The organism is Burkholderia sp. BCC1977 (genome assembly GCF_905339595.1).
Taxonomy (GTDB): domain Bacteria; phylum Pseudomonadota; class Gammaproteobacteria; order Burkholderiales; family Burkholderiaceae; genus Burkholderia.
Map to the genome: position 1 here is coordinate 36,924 of NZ_CAJPGQ010000033.1, position 20,339 is coordinate 57,262.

Genomic DNA, 20,339 nt, shown 5'->3' on the forward strand with positions numbered 1-20,339 from the left:
GCGAGCGCCCCGTCAACACCACACCGACGCGATCAAGCTGCCCCCTCGCGCTATCGCAACCGATTTTCCGTGTACTCGCGGGGAAACGGTTGACCATGCACCCATCTCGCCACGCAAGTCGACCGACACGTCAGCCCCGGATTCCCAACAGGACAACGAATGATCCGGGCCGGATGAAATCTTTCCTCCTGAAAAACACCATGATCAAACTCCTCGCCATTTCGGGCAGTCTACGCAGCAGGTCCTATAACAGTGCGTTGTTGCGCGCGGCAGCAGATCTCGCCCCCGTTGGCGTAGCGGTCGAGATTGCACCGATTCACGACATCCCGCTGTACAACGGCGATATGGAAGATGCCACCGGATTGCCGGAAGCCGTTCGAAATCTCAAAACCGCGATCCGGCATGCCGACGGCCTGCTGCTTGCCACCCCCGAATACAACAATTCGATCCCTGGTGTCATGAAGAACGCGATCGACTGGTTGAGCCGGCCTGCCGCCGACATCCCGGCGGTGTTCGGAGACCTTCCGGTCGCGATCATCGGCGCGTCGCCTGGCGGATTCGGCACCGTGCTTGCGCAAGCGGCATGGTTGCAGGTATTCCGCGCGCTCGGCACGCGCGCATGGTTCGGTGACCGGTTGCTCGTGTCGCGGGCCGGACACGTGTTCGACGCGCAGATGATGCTGGCCGATGACGCGATCCGCGAGCAGCTCAGGGAATTCATCGCCCGATTCGCCGAAATCTCTGCTTCCGCACCTCGTCGACATGCCCACTGACATGACGGCCACGCGGCCACACGACGCGCGCTACCGCTACCTGTCCGTTGCCGGGCTCGCGCCGCGCCGACTCGCGCCGAACGTCCGCTTCCGATCCACATCGGCAACCCATCGAACCGCCTCATGAAACCCCTGAACCATGACGATATCCGGGCTTTCCTGCTTGCGGTCGAGCAGCAAAGCATCACCGAATCCGCGCGCCGGCTGGGGCTGTCGAAATCGGTTGTCAGCAAACGCATCAGCCATCTCGAACGAACGCTCGGTGTGCAGTTGCTGATACGCTCCACACGCAACGTCGTCCCGAGCGAGGTCGGCCTGGCCTTCTACCAGACTGCGTCGAAATCGATGCAGCAACTCGTCGAAGTTGCCGAGGCAATTGCCGAGCGGTCGCACGGACTGTGCGGCGAACTGCGCATTACGTCGCCCGTGAGCCTGACGCGATGCTGGCTCGGCCCGGCGATCGCGAAGTTCGCCGCGGCCCATCCGCAGGTGCGCGTCACACTTGAAACCGACGATCGTATCGTCAACATCGAAGCCGAGCGGTTCGACGTCGCCATCGGCTCCGCGCGACTTCCGGACAGCACGCTGATCGCACGCCGGATCGCCACCTGCGAGCGGGTCGCGGTGTGCAGCCCCGGCTATTTCGAAGCGCATGGCGATCCGACGTCGATCGACCAGTTGCTCGAACACAAATGCCTGAACTACAGCAATACGGCACCGTCCGTCACGTGGTCCTTCTCCACGCCGGGCAGCCCGGGCAAAACCCGCACGATCAACCCGGGGAGCGCCTTTCTCGCCAACAACGGCGAAGCGCTGCGCGATGCCGCGATACAAGGAATCGGCATCGCCATGTTGCCACGCTACATCGCCGACACCTGCCTGCGTGACGGGCGACTCGTCCGTGTGCTGGCCGGCGAGACACCGCAGGATGAAATCATCTATGCCGTCTACCCGCACAGCCCGTTCTCGCGCAACAAGTTGAAGCTTTTCATCGAGCACGTGCGAATCGCGCTACTCGATCGGCCGTGGTCCGGGCGCTCGGACGAAGAACGATGTTTCGAAGCGATGCCAGCCGTTTCCGCCTGAACCGACAAGCCGCATACGATGCGCCGGACGCGCAGGCTTGAATTGCGTTCTCATCCAACGAACGACCCGTGTTCGACAGCAAGAAACATCGTGTTTGCGATTAAGCGCCTAGCCCACGCCGGAACATGCCCGTAAACTAAAATTTCATTAGCAATCCGACTGACACATATCCGAAAACGTGGTGTTAAAACACATCTCACACCCATCATGCCTGCCTCGAAGATTCTTCCATTTTCCATCGTGGCGAGCACCGCTCTGGTGTCGACGCTCGCCATCGCAGCCGCCGCGATGGCACTGACCAGGATCTTTGGTGACGGCGTTGGTTACGCCGTCCTCATCGCATTCATCGCGCTTGCGATCGTGGCCTGGCATCGCACGACAACCGACCAGGCCAGCTGATCCGCCCCACGCAAGCGCTCGAAAACAAGGCGACACACGCAACGAGGACGCAGATGGATATCGTGATGCCGGCACGCATCCAGTTCGGATTGACGGGCACCTTTCACATCATCTTCCCGACGCTGTCGATCGGGCTCGCGACATTGCTCGCCATCGTCGAAGGATTGTGGCTCAAGACGCGTGCCGCACGCTATCTCGAGATCGACCGATTCTGGCTGACGATTTTCGCGTTGGGATTCGGCGTGGGTGTGATCAGCGGCATCGCACTGTCATTCGGATTCGGAGCCAACTTCGCCGGATTCGCGCGACTGGCCGGGCCTGTGATCGGTCCGTCGATCGCACTCGAGATACTCACCGCTTTCTTTCTCGAGGCAGGATTCCCTGGAATCATGCTGTTCGGCATGCAACGCGTCGGCCCGAAGCGGCATTTTTTCGCGACCGTCATGGTGGCGATCGGTACGACGATTTCCGCAGCATCGCCGACCGATGCGGCCTGACATTGCCGCGGCAGCCGGCCTGTACGTCGCATCCCTGGTGCTGTTCGCGTTGATCCGCGGCTTGCTGCGCGTCCTTTTCACGAAGAGTTTCCGACTGTAGTGCCAATGCGGCAAGGCAGTTGTTCGCGCAACCGCGCAACCCCGGTCTTTTCAGCCCCGTGTTCGGGCGCTGCGACAGGCCGCACCATCAGGAGTACTACCATGAGCATCCCCGCGAATTTCAAAGGCCAGCGCCCCGTCATCGACCCGAACGATTCCACCATGCTGCTGATCGACCATCAGAGCGGCCTGTTCCAGACCGTCAAGGACATGGAAATGACCGTCCTGCGCAGTCACGCGATCGCGCTGGCCAAGATGGCGACGCTCTGCAAGATACCCGTCATTACGACCGCGTCCGTGCCGCAGGGCCCGAACGGTCCGCTGATCCCCGAAATCCACGAGCATGCGCCGCATGCCAGATATGTCGCTCGCAAGGGGCAGATCAACGCGTGGGACAACCCCGATTTCGTCGACGCGGTCAAGGCAACGGGGCGCACGACGCTGATTATCGCCGGGACCATCACGAGCGTCTGCATGGCCTTCCCCGCCATCTCCGCCGTCCACGAAGGTTACAAGGTCTTCGCGGTGGTCGACGCATCCGGCACATATTCGAAAATGGCGCAGGAGATCACGCTCGCTCGCGTCGTTCAAGCCGGTGCGGTTCCGATGGACACGGCGGCGGTCGCCGCCGAATTGCAACAGACCTGGCATCGCCCCGATGCACAGCAATGGGCTGAAGTCTACGGGATGATTTTCCCCCCGTACCGGCTGCTCATCGAGAGCTATCTCAAGGCCCAGGATGCCGCGAAAAATAACGAGCAGCTCGATTCGGAACGGTCGTAACGCCAGCGGCGGTGCCGGTGCACTACCGCCGGCACCGTTGGTGGAATGCCGCTGTCCGGCGCGACGCCACGGCCTCCTGGATGCCGTGTGAGCGGGCCACCCCGTCCGCTTTCGCGCGAGAACCGGAAACTTCTCGCCGCGTGCGCCGTGCCGCTTCAGACCTGCATTCCGACCGCAAGCGCCCGAAAGCAGGTTCCGGAGCCGGGTCGCCGCGAACGCAAGGGCCTTGCGTCACGAGTCGTGAAAATCGAACCCCACCGCTCGAGCAACCCCGCAACGCAACCGCCAGTGGTCAGCGTTCTCTAGGTGGCAGACGACCACCTGCTGGTTCGATGAGTCGAACAGGGGAAATGCCACTATGGTGAACGGAAATGGCGTCTCGGTGTCGCCGAACGCAGGGGTTGCTGGAATCGAGCCGGGCGAGCCTGGAAAACGCCGCGACTTCCCCCGTTCACGCCGCCCCGAACCTGCATTACCATCGTGCTTCCACCGCGCCTGCCCGCCTCCGGCATGCGCGCCCGCCACCTCTCCGCTCCCGCACCGATGCTCGCCCTCATCATCATCGCCGGCCTGTGGGCCGGCCTGCAGAACGCCCTCGCGGGCGGCGGCTCGTTCGTCACGCTACCCGCGCTGATCGTGTCCGGAATGTCGCCGCTCGCGGCGAACATCACGTCGACGGTCGCGCTGTTCCCCGGCCAGGTCACGACGGGCTGGGCCAGCCGGAACATGGTGCGCGGCGCGGGCAAGCTGCCGTTTCGCGCGCTGTTCGCGATCAGCGTGGTCGGCGGCGCGCTCGGCGGCCTGCTGCTGCTGAAAACCCCGTCGTCGATCTTCTCGCACCTCGTGCCGTGGCTCGTGCTGTTCGCGACGGTCGTGTTCGCATGGGGCAGTTTCTTCCGCAAGCCCGGCGCCGGCACGCAGCATCTCGGCCCCGTCACGGCCGCGATCTCCCAATTCCTGATCGCGATCTACGGCGGCTACTTCGGCGGCGGCATCGGGTTCCTGATGATGGCCGCGCTGACGATGGCCGGCCTGTCGCCGCGTCACGCGATGTCGACCAAGAACGCGCTCGCGGGCGTGATGAACGCGTCGGCGGTCGTGCTGTTCCTGACCTCGCCGCACCTGCACTGGCCGGCGGCGATCGCGCTTGGCGGCGGCGCGATCGTCGGCGGCCTGCTCGGCGCTTGGGCGCTGCACCGCGTGAACGAACGCGTGCTGCGGATCGCGATCGTCTGCATCGGCGCCGCGCTGACGGTCGGGTTGTTCGTCAAGCCGATCTGACGCACCCGCATCGGCTGCCGGTGCGCCCCGTTCGTCGATCCTTGCAGGCGTGCCCGCTCAACCGAACGGCCGCACGCCGATCAGCGGGCCATGCAGGAACAACGCGAAGACGGCCCATACGATGAGTCCGGCGACGATCGTCACGGCATCGCCCGACAGCCTGCCGGCCGGATAGCGGACGCCGTTGCGGCGATCGCGCGCACGCCACACGACGAAATCGACCAGCGACCACACGAAGAAGGCGCCGAACAGCACGACCGCGTGCAGTGTGCCGTTCGCGAGCAGGTGCGCGATCGCCCACACCATCACGCCGGCCACCATCGGATGGCCGACGAGCGTCTTGATGCGGTTGCCCGGCACGTAGGACGCGGCGATCAGCACGAATGCGATCGCGGTCAGCATGCCGGTGAGATGACGAACGCCGACGGGCGACACCCACAGCAGCGTCCCGCCCTGGCGCGCGACGCCGTAACCCCAGATGATCAGGACGAAGCCGACGATCGACGCGAGCGCATAGGGGCCCTTCCAGCGTTTCTCGCCGATCCGCTCGATGGTCGCGGTACGCCAGCCGTCGGCCACGATCCGGATCGAGTGCACACCGAGAAAGATCGCTAAACCGAGAATCAGGACGAGCATCGGCTATCTCCGTCTGGAACGATGAGTGGGGAATGCATTCCGGGCGGCGTTCGATGCGCCGCTCGCGGGGCCGGTGTCACGGCCGGCGCGGGTCGCGCCAGACGCGGACGCGATCCGCGCCGATCATAAACGTCGAAGCCGCCGTTGTGAAGCATGACGCATGTCCGGGGCGGCAAGGTTGATGCTTTCGTGGGTCGGTGCAGGCAGCGTGTATCGCACGCCTCGCCCATCGACGGGTGAGCCGAAAAGAAACGACAACGGCAATCGCGGTGCCGAGGCGGCGTGCGACCGATGCTACGGCTGCTTGCGCTTCGGCGCGGACTTCATGGTCGGCTTCGAGGCGGGTTGCGTCGGCGATTTCGCGGCCGGTCGCGGGCGCCGTTTCAGCGCAGGTTCCGGTTCCGAAGCCGATTTCCCCTGCGACTTGCGCTTCGGCGCGGGTTTCAACGCCGCACCCGATTCCGGCTCCTGCGCCGGCTTCGCCGCCGCTTTCACCTTCGCCTTGCGCTTCGGCGCCCCGGCCAGCAACGCCGCCCGGTACGCGCCGCGGCACCAGTCGAACAGCGCGCCCGCGTCCTCGAGCACGTCGGCGGGTGTTTCGTAATAGCCTTCGAGCGCGACGGTTCGCGTGGGACGCTCATACGAGAACGGCCCCATCCCGGCCGCGACGAACGCGGGCCGGTTCACGTCGTCGACCCGCAGGAACAGCGACCCGCGCGCGATAAACCCGAACATCACGCCGTCGAGCCGCATCGCCGCGCCGCTGAAGAACCGCGTGACCTCGACACGGCCGAGGCTCGCGATCTGATAGGCGATCTCGTCGCCGTGCGCCTTGTCCGCCTGCCAGCTCATCGGCCGCCCTCTTCCGCGGGTTCGTCAGGCAGCGCCGGTGCAGCGCTGCGTCCACGTTTCGAGTTCCGTGTCGTCGAACCCGACAGCCGCCGCGCTCTCGCGGATCTGCCGCCACGTCGCGCGATCGACCGGAATGCCGTCCGCGCCGCGCGCGGCGCGGCTCGCCTCCTCCGGCTCGCCGGGCATCCGCACCGGCGCATCGCCCGCCGGCGGCGACGCCTTCGCCCATTCGACGAACGCATCGGCTTCGCGCTCCGCATCGGCCGCGTCGAACGCGTTCGGATCGATCAGCACCGACAGCATCCCGTTGACGATCGCGCTCGTCTTCTGCAGCGTGTCGCCGTAGGTCGTATGCCCGCCGACCAGCGCGCCGCCGAAGATCTCGCACATCGCGGCCAGCGCATACCCCTTGTGCAGCCCGAACGGCAGCAGCGAGCCGAACGGCTGCTCGTGCATGACGGCCGGATCGTCGGTCGGCTGGCCGCGATGATCGATCAGCGACCCGGCCGGCACGCGCTTGCCCTGGTTATATGCGACCCGCGTCTTGCCGTACGCGATCGCGCTCGTCGCGAAATCGAGCAGCAGCGGCGGCCGGCCCGCGCGCGGATACGCGGCGCAGAACGGATTCGTGCCGAAGCGCGCATCGGTGCCGTGCAGCGGCGCGACGAGCAAGTCGCCCGGCACGTTGACGAAATGGAACGACACGAGCCCCGAGCGCGCGCATTGCTCGGCCCAGTGTCCGATGCGGCCGAGGTGATGGACGTCGCGCAGCCCGATCGCGCAGATGCCCATGCGCCGTGCCCGCTCGATCCCTTCGACCATCGCCTCGAACGCGATCACCTGGCCGAAGCCGCGCCCGCCGTCAATGGTGAGCACCGCGCCGCCGTCGCGGACGATCGACGCGTGCCCGTTCAATTGCAACTGCCCTTCCCGCCACGAAGCCACGTAGTTCGGGATCATGCCGATCCCGTGCGAATCGTGACCCGCCAGATTCGCGCCGACCAGATGATCGGCGACGAGCCGCGCCTCGCGCTCGCTGCTGCCGGCCCGCTCCCAGAGTGCCGCGACGAATGCGTGCAGCGGTTCGGCGCGCATGCGCAGCGGGTCGGTATCGAGGGTCGGCAGCGCGGTCATCGGCAAGGCTCCGTCAGGTCGGGTGGGATCCGGTCGGGTTGGGTCGGGCAGCGCGAACGCTCAGCGCGCGGACGCGATCACGTCCGCCACCGCCGCGGTCAGCTTCTTCGCGTACGGCACGTGCAGGAACTCGTTCGGGCCGTGCGCATTCGACTTCGGCCCGAGCACGCCGCACACCATGAACTGCGCGGACGGGAAGCCGGCCTGCAGCACGTTCATCAGCGGGATCGTGCCGCCGAGGCCCATGTACGCGCAATCCGCGCCGAAGTGGCGGCGCGACGCGGCATCGAGCGACGACGCGAGCCACGGCGCGAGATCCGGCGCGCTCCAGCCCGTCGCGGCACCCGCATCCGGCTTGAACGTGACCTTCGCGTTGTACGGCGGATCGAGTTCCAGCAGTGCCTTGAGCTGCTGCACGGCCTGTGCGGCGTCGACCAGCGGCGGCAGGCGCAGCGACAGCTTGAACGCGGTGCGCGGACGCAGCACGTTACCCGCGTCGGCGAGCGCCGGCAGGCCGGCCGCGCCCGTCACCGACAGCGACGGACGCCACGTCGAATTCAGCAGCGCCTCGCGCGGATCGGTCGTGGTCGGCAGCACCGGCTTGCCGTCCGCGCCGCACGCCCACGGCAGCCCCTTCCACACGGCATCGCCGAGGATCGCGGCGGCTGCATCGGCTTCGCGCACACGGCTGTCGGGAATCTCGCAGTGGAACTCGCCCGGCAGCAGGTTGCCGTTCCTCGCGTCTTCCAGGCGCTCGAACAACTGGCGCATCACGCGGAAGCTCGACGGTGCGATGCCGCCGAAGACGCCCGAGTGCACGCCTTCCTCGAGCACCTCGACCTGCAGGTCGCCGGACACCAGCCCGCGCAGCGACGTCGTGAGCCACATCTGGTCGTAGTTGCCGGCGCCCGAATCGAGGCACACGACGAGCGACACCTGGCCGAGCCGGTCGCGCAGCGCGTCGACGTACGGCAGCAGGTCGTAGCTGCCCGACTCCTCGCAGGTCTCGATCAGGCCGACGCAGCGCGGCCGTTCGACGCCCTGCTCGTCGAGCGCGCCGAGCGCCGCGAGGCTCGCGTAGATCGCGTAGCCGTCGTCCGCGCCGCCGCGGCCGTACAGCTTGCCGTTCTCGAACTTCGGCGTCCACGGGCCGAGGTCCGCGCGCCAGCCGTCGAATTCGGGCTGCTTGTCGAGGTGGCCGTACAGCAGGATCGTGTCGGTGCTGCCCGAGCGGGTTGCGGGAGTTTCGAAGAAGATCACCGGCGTGCGGCCGGGCAGGCGCACGATCTCGAGCTTCAGGCCTTTCACCGGCTGGCGTTCGGCCCACTGCGCGGCATCGGTGACGACCCGTTCGAGATACCCGCGCTTCGCCCAGTCGGGGTCGAATGCGGGACTCTTCGCGGGGATCGCGATGTAGTCGGTCAGTGCGTGGAGGATTTCATCGTTCCACTTGCGCTCGACGAAGGTAACGAGCTTGTCATGGTCGAGGACGGGGGTAGTGTCGACGGAGGTCATGGTGGGGGTGCCTGGATCGGGCTGACGAAAAACCGGATGATACGCCGATGGCCCCCGCCCCGGGGCCCTTTCCACGGGCGTTTTTGGGGGCCGTTTTGGGGGCCGTTTTGGGGGCCGTTTTGGGGGACCTTTTCGGGCCCGTTTCCCGCACGCGCCTTGCGCGGCCGCTCAAACGGCCTGCGGGAATGCGTCGCGCAGGCCCGCCGCGCACGCCATCGCGTCATCCCACAGGCGCCGGGTCAGCGCCCCGGCATCCTCTTCCCGCGCCAGCGCCGCGGCCTCGCCCGACCACAGCAGCGAGAAATCGTCGCGCCCCTGCCGCTCGAACGCGCCGCGCAGCGGATCGACGGCGGCCGTCGCGAGGGGGAACGCGGGCGCAAGCGCGCTCATCGGCCCCTGCTCGCGCATGAAGCGCGTTAGCAGGCCGCGTGCGGGGCGGCCCGTGTACAGGTTGGTCACGCGCGTACCGTCGTCGCGTGCGGCCCGCACCGCCGCGCGATGCTGCGCCGAGCGGCCGGCCTGGGGCGTCAGCAGATAGCCGGTGCCGATCTGCACCGCCCGTGCGCCGAGCGCGAACGCGGCCGCGATGCCGCGGCCGTCGGCGATCGCGCCGGCGGCGATCACCGGCGCGCGCACCGCGTCGACGATCTGCGGCAGCAGCGCGAACAGGCCCGGCTGCGCGTGGATGTCGCCGGTCAGGAACATCCCGCGATGCCCGCCTGCCTCGGCGCCCTGCGCGACGATCGCATCGACGCCGCGCGCATCGAGCCAGCGCGCCTCCTCGACGGTCGTCGCCGACGACACGACCTGCGCCCCGGTGCGACGCACGCGCGCCAGCAGCGCGTCGTCCGGCAACCCGAAATGAAAACTCACGACGGCCGGCCGCAACTCTTCGACGACCGCGCACGCCGCGTCGTCGAACGGTGCGCGACCGGCGCCGCCTTGCACGTCCGCCGGATCGAGCCCGGCTTCCGCGTAGTAGCCGGTCAGCGCCGCGCGCCAGCGCGCGTCGACCTCGGCGTCGGGCGCGGGCGGCGCATGACAGAAGAAGTTGACGTTGAACGGCGCCGGCGTGCGCGCGCGAATCGCCAGGATCTCGACGCGCAGTTGCTGCGGGCCGAGCGCCGCGCATGCGAGCGAGCCGAGCCCGCCCGCCTCGCAGACTGCAATCGTCAGCGGGCTCAGGGAACCGACCATCGGAGCCTGGATCAGCGGCAGGCGGGAAGGCAGCATCGTCATCGGAATCACCGTTCGGTAGAAATAATCACGGGCGCAAGCGCGCGCATTTCGAGCGCTCGATAATAACCGACCAATTCAATCAGGGATTGTCGAGTCATTCATTTCATCAATTGAATTAACCGGTTCGTCAAAAATTCGATTAACTGCTCGATTTACGCCGCACCGCACTTTCACCCGCGAACACGGGCTGACCAGCCCACACGCGCCACCCGGCCCGGCACGCCCCATCCGGTCGCGCCAAAGCGTTTCACCTTCTTCAATGATCCTCGTCAATATTCAAGATATTAAATTGCATCGTTTACTCTTATTCAAACTTCATTAAGAGATAAGATGCTGTCGTTCAATAAAACGACGATCCATTCCGGAATCGTCGACCGGCGCAGGGCCGCGCCACCTCAACCGCATCACGTCTTTGCAAGGAGCCTCGCATGTCCGATGCCAGCTCGTCCTCCTCCCGTTCCGCCGCCGCGCCAGCCGCGACTTCCGCGCCGAAAATCGGCGTCATCCCCGCCACGCTGATGGTCGCGGGCAACATGATGGGCTCCGGCGTCTTCATGCTGCCCGCGAACCTCGCCGCCACCGGCGGCATCGCGATCTTCGGCTGGCTGATCACCGTGGTCGGCGCCGTGTCGCTCGCGCTGGTGTTCGCGAAGCTCGCGGCGATCGACCCGGCCGCCGGCGGCCCGTACGCGTATGCGCGCAAGTCGTTCGGCCCGTACATCGGCTACCAGACCAACCTGATCTACTGGCTCGCGAACGTGCTCGGCAACGTCGGCCTCGCGGTCGCCGGCCTCGGCTATCTCACGCACTTCTTCCCGGTCCTGCACGACCCGCTCGTGTTCGCGCTCGCGCAGATCTTCGTGATCTGGCTGTTCACCTACGCGAACATCCTCGGGCCGAACGTGGTCGGCCGCGTGCAGTCGGTCACGACCATCTTCGCGCTCGTGCCGATCCTCGGGATGGCCGTGTTCGGCTGGTTCTGGTTCAGCAAGGACGTGTACTTCGCCGGCTGGAACGTGTCGGGCGCGAGCAGCTTCAGCGCGATCGGCGCGACGCTGAACTTCACGCTGTGGGCGTTCATCGGCGTCGAGAGCGCGTCGGTGTCGGCCGGTGTCGTCGAGAACCCGTCGCGCAACGTGCCGATCGCGACCGTCGGCGGCGTCGTGCTCGCGGCCGTCTGCTACGTGCTCAGCTCGACCGTGATCATGGGGATGATCCCGAACAAGGCGCTGCTCGCATCGAGCGCGCCGTTCGCGGATGCCGCGCGCCTCGCGCTCGGCGACACCGCCGCGAACGCGGTCGCGATCTGCGCGGCGCTCGGCTGCCTCGGCTCGCTCGCGGGCTGGACGCTGCTGGTCGGCCAGACCGCGAAGGCCGCGGCCGACGACGGCCTGTTCGCCGGCGTGTTCGCCCGCGTCAACTCGAAGAACGTGCCGTCGGCCGGCCTCGCGATCGTCGCGGTCATCATGTCGGTGCAGGTGCTCGCGACGATGTCGCCGAGCGCGAGCGAGCAGTTCGGCAAGATCGCGTCGATCGCCGTAATCATGACGCTCCTGCCGTACATCTACTCGTGCATCGCGATCAAGGTGCTCGGCTACGGCAAGATGCCGTCGCACCAGTTCACCTTCTACACGATCGTCGGCCTGATCGGCGCCGTCTACGCGCTGTGGGCGATGGTCGGCTCCGACGGCCAGCAGACGCGCTGGTCGCTGATCTTCGTGATCGCGACGATCGTGTTCTACGAACTGTCGATCAACCGCCAGCGCGAAATCGAGGAAACCCACGTCCATCCGGGCGGCCGCTCGCCGCGCTGGGTGCGCTACTTCGCGCTCGGCGTGACCATCGTCGCGCTCGTCGCGACCTTCTGGATCTCCGTCGGCCAACACAAGGCCGACCTCCTTCACGCACGCTCGCCGGCCGCGGGCGTCCAGGCAACCCAGCAAACGGGGGAATAACCCATGACCGCTTCCTTGACCCAACCGGCGTTCCGCCGCCTCGGCATGAAGGCGCTGCTCGTGCAGCACGACATCGACGAACGCACGGCCACCGGACGCGCGGCCACCGCGCTCGTCGAAGAATTGCGCACGCGGCTCGTCGACGTCGTGATCGCGACCTCCGCCGACGACGCGCGCGCGGTGGTCGACGCCGATCCCGCGATCCAGTGCCTGCTGCTCAACTGGGAGCTCGGCAACGATCCCGGTCACGTGCCCGCGCAGGCCGTGCTCGACGCGATGCGCGCGCGCAATGCGACGGTGCCGGTGTTCCTGCTCGCGAGCCGCGCGAGCGCGGCCGCGATTCCCGTCGACGCGATGCGCAAGGCCGACGACTTCATCTGGATGCTGGAGGACACCACCGCGTTCATCGGCGGGCGGATCGTCGCCGCGATCGAACGCTACCGCGAGACCGTGCTGCCGCCGATGTTCCGCGCGCTGGCGCAATTCTCGCGCGTGTACGAATACTCGTGGCACACGCCGGGCCACACCGGCGGCACCGCGTTCCTGAAATCGCCGGTCGGCCGTGCGTACTTCGAATTCTTCGGCGAAGCGCTGTTCCGCTCGGACCTGTCGATCTCGGTCGGCGAACTCGGCTCGCTGCTCGACCACTCGGGCCCGATCGGCGAAAGCGAACGCTACGCGGCGCGCGTGTTCGGCGCGCACCGCACGTATCACGTGACGAACGGCTCGTCGATGTCGAACCGCGTGATCCTGATGGCGAGCGTCACGCGCAACCAGGTCGCGCTGTGCGACCGCAACTGCCACAAGTCGGCCGAGCACGCGATGACGATGTCCGGCGCGATTCCGACCTACCTGATCCCGTCGCGCAACCATTACGGGATCATCGGGCCGATCATGCCGGAACGGCTCACCGCGGCCGCCGTGCGCCTCGCGATCGACGCGAACCCGCTGGTGCGCGGCCGCGACGGCATCGATCCGACGCCGGTGCATGCGCTGATCACGAACTCGACGTACGACGGCCTCTGCTACAACGTCGCGCGCGTCGAGGAACTGCTCGGCCAGAGCGTCGACCGATTGCATTTCGACGAAGCATGGTACGGCTACGCGCGCTTCAACCCGATCTACCGCGACCGTCATGCGATGCACGGCGATCCGTCGCAGCACGACGCGAGCAAGCCGACCGTGTTCGCGACGCAGTCGACACACAAGCTGCTCGCCGCGCTGTCGCAGGCGTCGTTCATCCATGTCCGCGACGGCCGCAACCCGATCGAGCATGCGCGCTTCAACGAGGCGTACATGATGCATGCGTCGACGTCGCCGAACTACGCGATCATCGCGTCGAACGACGTGAGCGCCGCGATGATGGACGGCCCCGGCGGCGAGGCGCTGACCACCGACGCGATCCGCGAGGCCGTGTCGTTCCGCCGGATGCTCGCGCGGCTGCATGCGGAATGCGAGGAGAACAACGACTGGTTCTTCAACGGCTGGCAGCCGGACACCGTGGTCGATCGCAAGACGGGCCGGCGCGTGCCCTTCCATGAAGCGGACGAAACGCTGCTCGCCACCGAGCCGTCATGCTGGGTGCTGCATCCGGGCGAGACGTGGCACGGCTTCGGCGAGATCGAGGACGACTACTGCATGCTCGATCCGATCAAGGTGTCGATCGTCACGCCGGGCGTCGCGCCGCACGGCGGGCTGATGCCGGTCGGCATCCCGGCGTCGGTCGTCACCGCGTACCTGGACCGGCACGGGATCGTCGTCGAGAAGACGACCGACTTCACGATCCTGTTCCTGTTCTCGCTCGGCGTGACGAAGGGCAAGTGGGGCACGCTCGTCAACACGCTGCTCGACTTCAAGCGCGACTACGACGCGAACGTGCCGCTCGAACAGGCGCTGCCGGAGCTCGTCGCGCGCTATCCGGACCGTTACGGCAAGCTCGGCCTGCGCGACCTGTGCGACCTGATGTTCAGCGCGATGAGCGACCTGAAGACGACCGAGATGATGTCGCGCGGCTTCTCGACGCTGCCGCAGCCCGACTTCAGCCCGGCCGAGGCGTTCGAACATCTCGTGCACAACGACATCGAGATGCTGGAACTGTCGGAGATGGAAGGCCGCACCGTCGCGACGGGCGTGGTGCCCTATCCGCCCGGCATTCCGCTGCTGATGCCCGGCGAGAACGCGGGGCCGGCCGACGGCCCGCTGCTCGGCTACCTGAAGGCGCTCGAGCAGTACGACCTGCGCTTCCCCGGCTTCACGCACGACACGCATGGCGTCGAAGTGGAAGACGGCGTGTACCGGATCGCGTGCATCAAGAAAACCGCGCGCAATACCAACACGCGCTGAGCATGCGCGTGGCGACGCCGCGCCGGCAAGACGCGGCCGGCGTCGCCATGCGCGACGACCCGCGACGACCCGCCGGTCAGGCCGGCAACCGATCGACCCACGCGGCGAGCTGCGCTTCGCCTTCTTCGTCAAGCTTGCCCTTCAGTTCGCCGTACCACGGTGCGATCGCGCCGGCCGGCTGCGTGGCCTTCAGGATCTCGAGACTGTTCTCGAGGAACGACGAAAAGAACGGAATGCCGCGCATGTAGAGGAAGGTCGAATCGGTGATCCGCACGTGGCCGTATACGTCGCGCACCCACGCGAGATGCGGCAGCGCCTCGCGCAGGTGGCCGCTTTGCATCAACGCGGAAATGAAGTTCACGCGCGCGGCGACATCGGACTGCTCGTGCGTGTCGTGATTGACCTCGGCGGCCTTCTGCATCCACGCTTCGCCGCGCGCCACTTCGTCGCACATCGCCGACGTCGTCGCGAGCTGCACCGCGTTGTGCGCGCTCGGCTCGTGGTCGAACAGCGCGAGCCAGTACGGAAACGCTTCCCGGTAACGCTTCATCGCCGAGTACGACAGCGCGCACAGGCGCGCCGCATCGGCCAGCCGCTCCGCATGCGGCGCGGCGGCCGCGATCGCGGCCTCGTGCCGGCCGGCCTGGAATGCCTGCAGCGCGGGCGCGAGTTCCGGCGCGATGTCGGGGCCGCTCTGCGCGTCCGTGCCTTCGGATGCGCCGGGTGCGTCGTGCGCGGAAGGTGCGGGCGATGCCGCTTCGTCGCGCGGTTTCTTGCCGAACAGCTTGCCGAAGACGCCCATGCCGATCGTCCTTGTGGTTTTGATGGAGGAATGGCGGCGTCTGGCTGCCGCGCGGAAGGCGCGGCATGCGTGACCAGGATCGCCGCACGGCGACCGCCATCTTACGCGCGCTTGAAGCCGGCCAGAAGCGAACGACAGCCCGGCGACGCTGCCGCAGGAGAAGACGCGCCGCTCACGCGTCCGGCGGCCGGACGCCGCGATCCATTCCGCGCCGGTACGCGGCGGGGCTCGTCGCCGCGACGCGCCGGAAATGCCGGCGCAACGATTCCTCGGAACCGAACCCCGCGCGCGCGGCAATCTGCGCGAGCGACAGTGCGGGATGCGTTTCGAGCATGTCTTTCGCGACGTTCACGCGCTCGCGGATCAGCCACGCGAGCGGCGACATCCCCGTCGCATCCGCGAACTGCCGCTGCAGCGTGCGCGTGCTCATCGCGGCCTGCGCAGCCAGCGACGCGAGCGTGTGCGGCTCGGCCGCATGCGCGCGCATCCAGTCGATCAGCTTCGCGAGCCGGTCGCTGCCGCCCGGTGCGACCGGGCGCGGCACGAACTGCGCCTGGCCGCCGTCGCGATGCGGCGGCAGTACGAGGCGCTGCGCGACGCGGTTCGCGATCGCGCCGCCGTGATCGCGGCGCACGAGATGCAGCAGCATGTCGAGCCCCGCCGCCGAGCCGGCCGACGTGACGATCTGCCCTTCGTCGACGTACAGCGCGTCGGGATTCACGCGCAGCGCCGGATAGCGCGCCTGCAGGCGCTCGGCGTAGCGCCAGTGCGTCGTCACCGTGAGCCCGTCGAGCACGCCGGCCGCCGCGAGCACGAACACGCCCGAGCAGATCGAACAGAGCCGCGCGCCGCGGCGATGCGCGGCGCGCAGCTTCTTCAGCAACGGTTCCGGCGGCAACTCGTCCGGATCGCGCCAGCCGGGAATCACGATGGTGTCCGCGCGATCGACCATCGCGAGCCGGTACGGCGCGGCGACCGTGATGCCGCCCGCCGCACGCACGGGCCCCGGCTCGCTCGCGCAGACCGCGAAGCGATACCAGTCGACGCCGAGTTCCGGGCGTTCGAGCGCGAACAGTTCGACCACGCAGCCGAATTCGAAGGTGCAGAGGCGATCGTAGGCGAGCGCGACGACGAGATGATTGTGCATGGCGCGATGTTACCGGAACTTGTCGATCGCGCCACTGCCGCGACGGCCGCCGAACCGCGATACTGCCCTTCATTCCGGCGCATGCCGCGCCGTCCTTCAGGAGCGCCTTTCATGTCATACGTCACCGACATCCCCGCCGCCGACAGCGCCACCGCGCTCGCGCACTTCGAAGCATCGCTGCGTTTCGAGACCGATTGCTGGGACGTGCACGACGCGCTTGCATCCGGCGCGCCCGATTTCGTGCTGCTCGACGTCCGGAGCCCCGAGCAATTTGCCGCCGGCCACGTGCCCGGCGCGCGCAACCTGCCGCACCGCAAGATCGTCGCCGGCAAGCTCGCCGACCATCCGGCCGACACGCTGTTCGTCGTCTATTGCGCGGGCCCGCATTGCAACGGCGCCGCGCGCGCGGCGATCCGGCTCGCGCGCCTCGGCCGCCCGGTGAAGCTGATGATCGGCGGCGTCACCGGCTGGCTCGACGAAGGTTTCGCGCTGCGCAACGAAGTGCAGCCGGAGGACGTCGCGACGCGCTGATCGTCATTAAAAGCGCAACAATCAATTGCCGGCACACGAACGGAAAAAGCGCGACAATCGGCCTCATTGCAGTTCGGATGGAGCAGCAACATGCAACACGCAGTCCTGATTCAGATGGCCGGTTCGGTCGCAGCGATCGCGCTCTATTTTCTTCCGGCCATCATCGCCGACCGGCGCGGCCGGCACGACAAGCTGACGATCGCGATGTTCAACGCCCTGTTCGCGTGGACAGGCATCGGCTGGCTGATGACGCTGTACTGGGCATGCCAGCCGAACCCGCGCGCCGACGTCGCGCAAACCATCCTCGCGAAGCGTCGCGGTGTCAGCATGCGGACCTTCTCGACCGGTCTCGTCGAACGCGTGCAGCGCCGCGTCGCCGCCCAGGAGCAATGGGCCGAGAAGCAAGGTTGCCGCTAGGCAGTCCCGCTGCTCCGCTTACCTCGCCGCGCCGAACTTCGGCATCCTGACGTTGGCCGAGGCCCGGTAGTCCCACACCAGCCCGTCGCGCGGCGCGTCACCGCCCGCGCGCAACCACGCCCCGAACGCCCCCGCCGTCACCGCCCGCGCGATCCGCTCGCCCGGGCAACCGTGCGGCCCCGTGCCGAACCCGAAGTTCGGCCCCGGCGCGCGGCCCGGCAGCAATCGGTGCGGCTCGCGATGCACGGCCGGATCGCGGTTCGCCGCCGCGAGCACGACCAGGATGGCCGCCCCGGCATCGACGGTCACGCCTTCGATCGTCGTGCGCGACGCGACGAAGCGGCGCGTGTTCTGCACCGGCGAATCGAATCGGCCGACCTCGGCCACGAATGCATCGAGGGCGGCGGTATCCGGCATCGCGCGTTCGCCGCCCGTGCCGTTCCATGCAACCAGCACGTTGCCGAGCCACGCGGCCGTCGCCTCACACGTCTGCGACAGCAACCCGACGAGATTCGCGACCAGCGCACCGCTCGCCTGCCAGCCCGCGGCGCCGGCCGCCTGCTGAATCGCCGCGACCAGTGAGCCGTCCTGCGCCCGTGTGCGCGCGACGCGTTCCGTCATCCGGTCGAGCAGTTGCCGCGCGGCTTCGCTCGCGCGGGCCAGCGCCGCGTCGTCCGACAGCGGCGACAGCGCGGCGACGAAGTCGACGACCAGCGCGGCGATATCGTCGAGTTGCGCGTTTTCGAAACCGAGCAGCTCGGCGACCGCGCAAACGGGCACCGTCAGGCACCACGCGTTCAGTGCATCGGCGTCGTATGGCGCGCGCAGCCGGCTGCCGGCGAGTCGGGCGGCCCGCTCGCGCAACGCGTCCGCGTCGATCGGCGCGAACGCCGCGCGCAGCGCCTGCTTCGGCACGTCGTGCCGCAATGCGCCGTCGTTCATGCGCACCAGTTCGCCGAACAGCGCGCCCGCCGTCGACCCGCGCAACGCGGGCGGCACCGGCGCATCGAGCGGCCTGACGCGGCACGCCGGGTGGCCGAGCACGGCCGTCACGCTCGCCGCCCGGCTCGCGACCCACAGGCCGAGCGAGGCGTCGAACGCGAGCGGCGGCCCGTCGACGAGCGTGGCGTAGTACGGATAGGGATCGCGGTGCGTGACCGCGGCAATCGGATGGGTCGGGTTCATGCGTGCAGTATCGGCGCGCCGGGCCGCCGCATGTTTCGGGTTGACGTGAAATGTCGCGGATTTTGTGGCGGTGCCGGCATTGCGGGCTGCTGCAGCGCAGCAACACCCGGGCGGCCAGCGGTGCCGCGCCGCCGTGACGGACGTGGTGTCAGGCTGCCGACCGGTAGCGGTGCCCCTGCATGCGCACGCGGACGCGCCCGGCGGAAATCGCGCGCGGCTCGGGCACCACCGTTTCGTGATGAAACATTTCCTGCCGGAAATGGCCGCTGTCGTCGAACCACTGGCAGATCAGCCAGTCGGCATCGTCGAACACGACCGGCCCGGCGTAGGTGACGGTCATGCGCGGCCCGCCGGTTTTCAGCGTCACGACATCGCCGACGCGAACGCCAAGGCGGTGATTTTCTCGGATTGTCATCGCTCTCTCGATTTTTTATATATTCATTTTCCGGCAGCCCGCTGGCCGGTCATTCGGATATGCCGCAGATTACCAATCCGATAAATAACCGGCAACTCCGGAATACCCGAAAACATCGGTCGTAAAATCGCGACACTACGCGACACCGGTTCGCGTGGCGGGCGGCTTCCGCCAGAACCGGCGCGGCTTGCGAGCCGGTTCCGGTCGACCAGCCGGAATGCGGAGAATAAACGATGGTTTTCGCGCCGTCATCGAACATTAAATCCGCGGCGGTTTCGATTGATTACTGTCAACCGGTTTTCGGCTGGAAACGTTCCCACGTTTTACCGGCGCTCATTGTTCAAACTGGACGCGCGAATTGTCCGGCGCCGAAAACCAGCGGTTGAGGTCGCGCCCCGGCACCGCCGCCTGCGTGAACGTGAACGTGCCGTCGCGCGCCATTTCCGTCGCGGCGCGCAGGAACGCGCCGAATGCGGCCCGCGCGAGCGCGCCGCCGACGCTGACGCGCTTCACGCCGAGCGCCGCGAGCGCCTCGAGGCTCAGCAACCCGCCCTGCAGCCCCATCACGACGTTGACCGGCGCGCCGACCGCGCGCGTGAGCGCGGCGATGTCGTCGGGATCGGTCACGCCGGGTGCGTACAGCACGTCGGCGCCCGCGTCGCGATACGCGACCAGCCGCGCGATCGTGTCGGCGAGGTCGAATCGGCCGTGCAGGTAGTTTTCGCAGCGCGCGGTCAGCGTGAACGGAAACGGCAGCGCGCGCGCCGCGTCGACCGCCGCCGCGATGCGCTCGACCGCCGCGTCGTGCGGATAGATCGGCGCATCGGCGCGGCCGGTCGCATCCTCGATCGAGCCGCCCACCGCGCCGGCGCCGGCCGCCAGGCGAATCGTCTCGGCGACCGTGTCGGGTGCGTCGCCGAAGCCGTTCTCGAGATCGGCGCTGACCGGCAGGCCGCCCGCCGCGACGAGCTCGGCGATGTGGCCGAGCATGTCGTCACGGCCGATCGCGTTGTCGGGCCGCCCTCTCGAAAAGGCGAACCCGGCGCTCGTGGTGGCGAGCGCGTCGAAGCCGGCCATCGCGAGCAGCCGGGCGGAACCGGCATCCCACGGGTTCGGGATGATGAAGGCGCCGGGGCGCGTATGCAGCGCGCGGAAGGCTTCGGCTTGGCGGAACTGCACGTTGGAATCGGACATCGGTGTCTCCTCGGAACGGGAGACGTCAGCATACGCGCGCGCGGTACCGCGACGGT

General features: G+C 67.7%; 20 protein-coding genes. 10 read left to right on the forward strand and 10 right to left on the reverse strand.

Annotation, left to right across the window (positions count from 1 at the left end):
- Positions 1 to 200: 200 nt before the first annotated feature.
- The 6 genes from U5771_RS24460 (at position 201) to U5771_RS24485 (ending at position 4,918) form a co-directional block, all read left to right on the forward strand.
- Positions 201 to 773 carry an NADPH-dependent FMN reductase gene (locus U5771_RS24460; protein ID WP_322026335.1) on the forward strand — a complete coding sequence of 191 codons (573 nt, stop codon included), beginning with the start codon at positions 201 to 203 and terminating at the stop codon, positions 771 to 773.
- A gap of 132 nt (positions 774 to 905) precedes the next feature.
- Positions 906 to 1,859 (forward strand): LysR family transcriptional regulator, encoded by a 954-nt coding sequence (locus tag U5771_RS24465; RefSeq protein ID WP_322026376.1) that lies wholly within the window; start codon positions 906 to 908, stop codon positions 1,857 to 1,859.
- 207 nt (positions 1,860 to 2,066) lie between these two features.
- A complete protein-coding gene (locus U5771_RS24470; protein ID WP_322026336.1) occupies positions 2,067 to 2,258 on the forward strand; it encodes a hypothetical protein in 192 nt (63 codons plus the stop codon).
- Positions 2,259 to 2,311: 53 nt separating this feature from the next.
- Positions 2,312 to 2,755, forward strand: coding sequence for a cytochrome ubiquinol oxidase subunit I (locus U5771_RS24475; RefSeq protein WP_322026337.1), 444 nt, complete (start codon positions 2,312 to 2,314; stop codon positions 2,753 to 2,755).
- A 201-nt stretch (positions 2,756 to 2,956) separates the two neighbouring features.
- The gene (locus U5771_RS24480) at positions 2,957 to 3,637 is read left to right on the forward strand and encodes a hydrolase (protein ID WP_322026338.1); all 681 of its coding nucleotides are present in this window, start codon (positions 2,957 to 2,959) and stop codon (positions 3,635 to 3,637) included.
- 543 nt (positions 3,638 to 4,180) lie between these two features.
- Positions 4,181 to 4,918: a sulfite exporter TauE/SafE family protein gene (locus U5771_RS24485; RefSeq protein WP_322026339.1), complete on the forward strand. Its 738-nt coding sequence runs from the start codon at positions 4,181 to 4,183 to the stop codon at positions 4,916 to 4,918.
- A 57-nt stretch (positions 4,919 to 4,975) separates the two neighbouring features.
- On the opposite strand, the gene U5771_RS24490 is transcribed toward U5771_RS24485, so the two are convergent.
- From U5771_RS24490 to U5771_RS24510, 5 genes are all read right to left on the reverse strand, one after another.
- On the reverse strand, positions 4,976 to 5,554 hold the full coding sequence (locus U5771_RS24490; RefSeq protein WP_322026340.1) for an NnrU family protein: 579 nt from the start codon (positions 5,552 to 5,554) through the stop codon (positions 4,976 to 4,978).
- A 294-nt stretch (positions 5,555 to 5,848) separates the two neighbouring features.
- Entirely contained in the window at positions 5,849 to 6,406 is a 558-nt protein-coding gene (locus tag U5771_RS24495) for a TfoX/Sxy family protein (protein ID WP_322026341.1), read from the reverse strand.
- Between the two features lie 24 nt (positions 6,407 to 6,430).
- The gene (locus tag U5771_RS24500; protein ID WP_322026342.1) at positions 6,431 to 7,540 is read right to left on the reverse strand and encodes a malate/lactate/ureidoglycolate dehydrogenase; all 1,110 of its coding nucleotides are present in this window, start codon (positions 7,538 to 7,540) and stop codon (positions 6,431 to 6,433) included.
- Positions 7,541 to 7,600: 60 nt separating this feature from the next.
- A complete protein-coding gene (locus U5771_RS24505; RefSeq protein ID WP_322026343.1) occupies positions 7,601 to 9,055 on the reverse strand; it encodes a M20 family metallopeptidase in 1,455 nt (484 codons plus the stop codon).
- Between the two features lie 168 nt (positions 9,056 to 9,223).
- Positions 9,224 to 10,294: a nitronate monooxygenase gene (locus U5771_RS24510; RefSeq protein ID WP_322026344.1), complete on the reverse strand. Its 1,071-nt coding sequence runs from the start codon at positions 10,292 to 10,294 to the stop codon at positions 9,224 to 9,226.
- 428 nt (positions 10,295 to 10,722) lie between these two features.
- Between U5771_RS24510 and adiC the strand changes: the two genes are divergently transcribed.
- Positions 10,723 to 12,249, forward strand: coding sequence for an arginine/agmatine antiporter (gene adiC / locus U5771_RS24515; protein WP_322026345.1), 1,527 nt, complete (start codon positions 10,723 to 10,725; stop codon positions 12,247 to 12,249).
- A gap of 3 nt (positions 12,250 to 12,252) precedes the next feature.
- The gene (locus U5771_RS24520; protein ID WP_322026346.1) at positions 12,253 to 14,592 is read left to right on the forward strand and encodes an Orn/Lys/Arg decarboxylase N-terminal domain-containing protein; all 2,340 of its coding nucleotides are present in this window, start codon (positions 12,253 to 12,255) and stop codon (positions 14,590 to 14,592) included.
- Positions 14,593 to 14,668: 76 nt separating this feature from the next.
- Here the strand turns inward: U5771_RS24520 and U5771_RS24525 are convergent, their stop codons facing one another.
- Both U5771_RS24525 and ftrA read right to left on the reverse strand, forming a co-directional pair.
- Complete coding sequence (locus U5771_RS24525; RefSeq protein WP_322026347.1) at positions 14,669 to 15,394, reverse strand: hypothetical protein; 726 nt, start codon at positions 15,392 to 15,394, stop codon at positions 14,669 to 14,671.
- 172 nt (positions 15,395 to 15,566) lie between these two features.
- Positions 15,567 to 16,541, reverse strand: a complete 975-nt coding sequence (ftrA, locus tag U5771_RS24530) for a transcriptional regulator FtrA (protein WP_322026348.1) — start codon at positions 16,539 to 16,541, stop codon at positions 15,567 to 15,569.
- A gap of 111 nt (positions 16,542 to 16,652) precedes the next feature.
- Here ftrA and U5771_RS24535 point away from each other — a divergent pair, with 111 nt between their 5' ends.
- Positions 16,653 to 17,072: a rhodanese-like domain-containing protein gene (locus tag U5771_RS24535; protein ID WP_322026349.1), complete on the forward strand. Its 420-nt coding sequence runs from the start codon at positions 16,653 to 16,655 to the stop codon at positions 17,070 to 17,072.
- A gap of 90 nt (positions 17,073 to 17,162) precedes the next feature.
- Positions 17,163 to 17,489: a superinfection immunity protein gene (locus tag U5771_RS24540; protein WP_322026350.1), complete on the forward strand. Its 327-nt coding sequence runs from the start codon at positions 17,163 to 17,165 to the stop codon at positions 17,487 to 17,489.
- A gap of 18 nt (positions 17,490 to 17,507) precedes the next feature.
- Here U5771_RS24540 and U5771_RS24545 read toward each other — a convergent pair whose 3' ends face one another.
- The 3 genes from U5771_RS24545 to U5771_RS24555 form a co-directional block, all read right to left on the reverse strand.
- Positions 17,508 to 18,674 carry a cytochrome P450 gene (locus U5771_RS24545; RefSeq protein ID WP_322026351.1) on the reverse strand — a complete coding sequence of 389 codons (1,167 nt, stop codon included), beginning with the start codon at positions 18,672 to 18,674 and terminating at the stop codon, positions 17,508 to 17,510.
- A gap of 148 nt (positions 18,675 to 18,822) precedes the next feature.
- Positions 18,823 to 19,089 (reverse strand): YodC family protein, encoded by a 267-nt coding sequence (locus tag U5771_RS24550; RefSeq protein WP_322026352.1) that lies wholly within the window; start codon positions 19,087 to 19,089, stop codon positions 18,823 to 18,825.
- A 333-nt stretch (positions 19,090 to 19,422) separates the two neighbouring features.
- Positions 19,423 to 20,283 (reverse strand): isocitrate lyase/phosphoenolpyruvate mutase family protein, encoded by an 861-nt coding sequence (locus tag U5771_RS24555; protein ID WP_322026353.1) that lies wholly within the window; start codon positions 20,281 to 20,283, stop codon positions 19,423 to 19,425.
- Positions 20,284 to 20,339 lie beyond the last annotated feature (56 nt).